This is a genomic window from Pseudovibrio sp. JE062, assembly GCF_000156235.1.
Lineage (GTDB): Bacteria > Pseudomonadota > Alphaproteobacteria > Rhizobiales > Stappiaceae > Pseudovibrio.
In genome coordinates, this window is the sequence record NZ_DS996811.1 from 389,437 (window position 1) to 394,969 (window position 5,533).

Here is a 5,533-nt window from a genome sequence, read left to right on the forward strand (position 1 = left end):
ACATCAGCATGTCATCAGAACCGTAGTCTGTTGCACCTTCCAGAACAGGAGCGTCTGCAGCAGCAACTTCTACAGGGTCAGATGCAGGGTTAAGGGCGTCATAAACGTCCTTCGCACCTTCAGCGATATTGGTGATGACGCTGACTACAGCAGTAACAGGGTTGGATGTGGCAACCCCCACGGCTATGTCCACAACAACGTCAACAACAGTGTCAACCACAGCTTCAAAAACGCCAGCGATCTTCTTGCCGAGCTCAGGCTCACCAAGAGCTGTAGATACGCCTTCAATAACCGCGCTTACGGCTTTGGTTACTACGTTTGCGATTGCTTTAAATGGATTCCACCAGCCCATGTCTTTATCCCTTTCAGACAATAGTTAGATGCGTTTCACCGGTCCCGAAGCAGGCTCCGAGAGTCAGTGAGGTTGAATTGTTGGTGTGATACCGCTGGCAGGAGGTCCTTCAGATGGCTACACTTGTGGTGATAGCTACAAAGGGTCCCAACCCAAGTCGGTTCTCTATGTCAGGAAAGTCCCTGGGCGCACCCGAACACTGCTAATGCCGCATTCAGAATGCAAGTCTACACTACGAATATACGTCATAGCCTAGCCTCCCAGCTTCGCTAAATGCTCATAACGAGCATGCCTCATAGCGACAAACGTTTTGAGTAACGTTTAGTGTCACCCAACGAACTTCAGTTACCTGAAGCATTGATCAAATCCTTATGCATAAATTGCAGATTTCTCATCATACCACTTTGAGTACACAATACAGATACGATGCAATCTGCCAGTTACACGCCCCCATTTTGGGAGGTGACCTGATCTGAGTTCAATATTTCGCCCCAATTGAGGCGGAAATGTGGCAAGGCTTTTTATACTTTTAGATCTAGAATAAATGTTATCCAAATGTTTAGTGCAATTACAACTCTAGGTATTACTTAAATATCAAAATTTTTATACTTAGGGTATATTTGTTTTATCTTACATAAAAATTTATCGATAAAAAAGACATTACGTTTGAGTAAGTTACCATAACACTTGTGATGCATGTCACACTCATATGTTTGTCAATACAAAAAATATGAGACTGGCACTCATTTTATGGTGAAAATATATCACAAAGGTGCCGTTAAGGTCATATATTTACCTTAAAAGTGACCGCACAACGGCAAATCAGGGCGATCAAACTCGATAATAGTGTCAGGCGAGAAGCACAAATCCGTAAATCTAGAAATGAGAAAACCTGCATTTGTGCGCACTTAATGGTTTAACCAAATTTGACGATTGAACCTCTGATTGCTTACTCTAAGTAAATACCCCGACCTACTTTCGTAGATCGGGGCATCATTCAATCAGCACTTAGGGAAGGGGCGTCAGCTAGCCCCCAGGCCTGCTACGGATGTTCTCCGGCAGCCATGTGGCAACCTCTGGGAACGCGATAAGCACGAAGACCATCAGAACCATGATCAGGAACATCGGGAACGCAGCACGCGCGATGAAGCCCATCTGGTAGTTGGTCATGCCCTGCAGCACGAACAGGTTAAAGCCGATTGGCGGCGTGATCTGCGCCATCTCAACCACCACCACGATGAAGATACCAAACCAGATCAGGTCAATGCCTGCCTGACGGATCATTGGCTCCACCACAGCCATGGTCAGCACCACAGAAGAGATGCCATCAAGGAACATGCCGAGGATGATGTAGAACACCAGCAGCACCATGAGCAGCTCAAAGCGGGACAGCTCCAGCGTTGCAATCATGTCCGCCAGTCCACGTGGCAGGCCGGTAAAGCCCATGGAAAGGGAGAGGAACGCTGCACCGGCAAGGATCAGTGCGATCATTGCGGAAGTGTAGGTTGCACCCATAAGGCTTTCGGTGAAGCTCTTCCAGTTCAGTGACCCTTGCGAGGCCGCCAGAATGAGACTGCCGATCACACCAAAGGCCGCTGCTTCCGTCGCAGTGGCAAAGCCCAGATACATGGAGCCAATCACCACCAGAATGAGTAGGATCACCGGCAGCAGGAAGCGGGTGTTTGCCAGCTTCTCAGAAAAGCTCATGCGCGGCTCTTCGGTCGGATTCCACTTGGAGGACACACGAGAGGTGATCGCCACATACGCCATGAACATGCCAGCCAGCACGATACCCGGCACAATGCCTGCAAAGAACAGCTTGGAGATACTCTCGTTGATGGTCACACCGTACACGATGAGCGTCAGGGACGGCGGGATCATCAGACCCAGCGTTGCCGCACCCGCGAGCGTGCCGATGATCATCTTTTCCGGATACTCACGCTTGCGCAGTTCCGGAATGGACATCTTGCCAACGGTTGTCAGCGTTGCAGCTGAAGACCCGGAGACCGCCGCAAACACGGTACAGCCCACGATGTTGGTGTGTACCAGACCGCCCGGCAGGCGAGCCATCCATGGGGCAAGGCCGCGGAACATGTCTTCCGAAAGACGCGTTCGGTAAAGGATCTCGCCCATCCAGATGAACAGCGGCAGAGCCGTCAGAGTCCATGAGGAGGAGGAGGACCAGATGGTCGTCAACATCACGTCGCCAACAGGGCGGGTTGTGAACAGTTCCATACCGACCCATGCCACACCCATCAGCGCCAAACCGACCCAGACGCCGGTGCCAAGCAGGGTGAACATGACAAACAGGAACAGGATGATGATACTAATATTTTCCATTGCTCTTATTCTCCCGCAACTGCTTCTTCAAGTTCCGGCGCAACACGGTGCTTGCCAGTGAAAATGAGTTGAAGCAGATGATCTGTAAGAGCAATCGCCAGGATCGCGGCACCGATGAGCATGAAGCTCTGCGGCATCCATAATGGTGTTCTGTCCTGACCCTGAGAAATGTCGTTAAACTTCCACGACCAGTAAACAAACCGCTGTGCGTAGTACACGAAGTACCACATGGTGGCTGTGCCGATGGCAAAGCACCAGATTTCCAGCAGGCGCTGTGCGGTCTTGCCCAGCATCTGGTGTAGAATGGAAACTCGAATGTGAATGCCCTTGTTCAAGGCATTTGCGAACGCCATAAAGCTGGCCGCAGCCATTGCATAGCCGGCATATTCTGCAGCACCGGGAAAGACTTCTCCGGTCCAGCGAGCCAGCATTTGCATAACGATGAGCCCAAGAATGGCGATCAGACAGAGCGCTGAGAGAACTCCGGCCGTCTTGTAGATCCCATCAAGGCCCAAGCGCAGTGCGCGTGTAAGCTTCATTGTTCTCCCCCTCCAGAAAAAGAAAAGCCGGGGCCGCGCACGGCGGCTCCGGCCAAAGAACGAATTACTTCATTGCTTTGAATGCATCGACAACGGCCTTGCCATCGTCGCCAGCTGCTTCCAGCCACTCAGCGGTCATGGTTGCGCCGATTTCCTGAAGGTCAGCCTTCATCTGATCGCTACCTTTTTCAACCTTCATGCCGCCTTCACGCAGGCCATCAAGGGTGAAGTTTGTGTAGTCGATGGAACGCTTCAGACCATCAGCTTCTGCAGTTGCCGCACATGCCTGAATGATGCCTTTATTCTTTTCAGAAACACCAGCCCAGACATCAGAGTTTACGAGCATGTAGTTGCGTGGCAGCCATGCATCCACTTCGTAGAAGTAGTTGAGGCTTTCCCAAACTTTACGGTCGTAACCAGTTGCGCCGGAGGAGACCATGGAGTCAGCAACACCGGTTGCGAACGCCTGAGAAATCTCAGCAGCTTCAATGGAAACTGGCAGCATGCCTGTCAGCTCAGCAAGACGCGCAGTTGCGGTGTTGTAAGAGCGGAACTTGATGCCTTCCATGTCAGCAACAGAGTTGACTGCGTTTTTGAAGTACAGACCCTGTGGTGGCCATGGCACGGAATACAGCAGGGTCAGGTTCTGTTCGCCAAGAACCTTCTCAAGTGCTGGCTTTGCTGCAGTCCAGAGCTTGGCCGCATCATCAAAGGATGTTGCAAGGAATGGAACGGAATCCACGCCGAACAGGGCATTTTCGTTCTGGTGACCGGAAAGCAGACGCTCACCGATTGGTACCTGCCCGGTCTGAATTGCACGCTTGATGTCGCCGCCCTTGAACAGGGAGCCGCCCGGGTGAGTGGTTACTTCGATTTCACCGCCGGTACCGGACGTAATACAAGCTGCAAATTCTGCACCCGTTACAGAGTGGAAGTTGGACCCTGAGTATGCCATCGGCAGATCCCACTTCTCAGCAGAAGCGGCTGTTGCCCCCAACGCCATAGCGGAAACACTCAAGGTAACCAGTAGACTAGACTTCTTCATATGTACTCTCCTCCAAGAAAATTAGTGATGCCCTCAGTTAAATCTCTGCGGATCGTAAGGGCTTATATCGTTATTGGGGCGCTTTCCGCTGATCAGATCAGAGACCAGCCGCCCGGTTTTTGGACCGCCCGTCAGGCCGATGTGGTGGTGTCCGAACGCTGCATAAACACCGCTCTTGCCCACTTCACCGATGAGGGGGAGACTGTCCGATGGCGCAGGGCGGAAGCCCAGCCATTCCTCTTCGCTTGAGGCTTCCAGATGTGGGAAGCTCTCGCGAACCTTTTTCCGTAGCAGGGCCAGAGGTGCTTTGGAGGCACCGGCTTCCAACCCGCCAAACTCAACAACACCGGCACAGCGCAAACCTTGTGCCATTGGCGTTGCCACGAACTTGCCGGAGGCCACCATGATTGGTTGGTTCGGCTGTTCGCTCGGGTTCTTAAATAGGATGTGGTAACCGCGCTCAGCTTCCAGCGGCACGTTGATGCCAAGCTTCTTCATCAAAGGCTTGGACCAGACGCCGGTTGCCAGTACCGCACGATCACATTCAAAACGTCCTTTGTCGGTCATGACGGCTGAAATTGAACCGCCCGACAACTCAAAGTCCTTCACCTCGGCTTGCACAAACGTGCCGCCCATTTCGGTGAAGACTTTCACCAGATCCTGCACATAAGCGCCCGGGTCCTGAATGAACCCGTGATCGCGCATCAAAGCCAGCAGCTTGATGTTTTTGCTCAGGATTGGTTCCATCTCGTGAACTGCGTCACCTTCAATCAGTTCCGGCACAAAGCCGGCATTGCGGCGCAGTTCCCAGGTGTACGCATCTGCTTCAAATGCGGCTCTGTCGTTGTAGGCAAAGCTGTAGGTGCTTTCCTGAAGCCACTTTTCAGCACTGGTTCCGTCCACCAATGCATGGTGCTGATCTACACTGTCGCCCACAATCGGGGTCAGGCCCTGCGCAATGCGGCGGGTTTCCTTATCCGTTGCATGTGACAGATAGCGTGTCAGCCAACCCGCCAGCTTCGGCAGATAACTCCAGCGCAAAAACAGCGGGAAGTTCGGATCCAGCAGCAGCTTTGGGCCTTTCAGGATAAGACCCGGTGCTGTGACAGGTGCCACGGAGCAGCTTGCCAGAACGCAGGCATTGCCGAAGGATGCCCCCATGCCAGGTTCGCCCTTGTCGATGAGGGTCACATCATGACCCTCACGCTTCAACCATAAAGCTGCTGAAACACCTACAATTCCTGCGCCGATGACAAC

At 52.4% G+C, this 5,533-nt stretch carries 5 protein-coding genes; all 5 read right to left on the minus strand.

Features of this window, described 5'->3' with window-relative positions:
- A partial coding sequence (locus PJE062_RS26580; RefSeq protein ID WP_037037598.1) for a hypothetical protein occupies positions 1–352 on the minus strand: 352 nt, incomplete at its 3' end.
- Positions 353–1,378: 1,026 nt separating this feature from the next.
- The gene (locus tag PJE062_RS18620; RefSeq protein WP_008550972.1) at positions 1,379–2,692 is read right to left on the minus strand and encodes a TRAP transporter large permease; all 1,314 of its coding nucleotides are present in this window, start codon (positions 2,690–2,692) and stop codon (positions 1,379–1,381) included.
- Positions 2,693–2,697: 5 nt separating this feature from the next.
- Entirely contained in the window at positions 2,698–3,231 is a 534-nt protein-coding gene (locus tag PJE062_RS18625; protein WP_008550825.1) for a TRAP transporter small permease, read from the minus strand.
- A gap of 64 nt (positions 3,232–3,295) precedes the next feature.
- A complete protein-coding gene (locus PJE062_RS18630; RefSeq protein WP_037037600.1) occupies positions 3,296–4,276 on the minus strand; it encodes a TRAP transporter substrate-binding protein in 981 nt (326 codons plus the stop codon).
- Positions 4,277–4,309: 33 nt separating this feature from the next.
- Positions 4,310–5,533: FAD-binding oxidoreductase (locus PJE062_RS18635; RefSeq protein WP_157039250.1), on the minus strand; the 1,224-nt coding region annotated here is incomplete at its 5' end.

What these genes read in the sequence shown, in the direction of transcription:
- PJE062_RS18620 (WP_008550972.1), bottom strand. Translation starts at nt 2,692, where the DNA reads ATGGAAAATATTAGTATCATCATCCTGTTCCTGTTTGTCATGTTCACC.
- PJE062_RS18625 (WP_008550825.1), bottom strand. Translation starts at nt 3,231, where the DNA reads ATGAAGCTTACACGCGCACTGCGCTTGGGCCTTGATGGGATCTACAAG.
- PJE062_RS18630 (WP_037037600.1), bottom strand. Translation starts at nt 4,276, where the DNA reads ATGAAGAAGTCTAGTCTACTGGTTACCTTGAGTGTTTCCGCTATGGCG.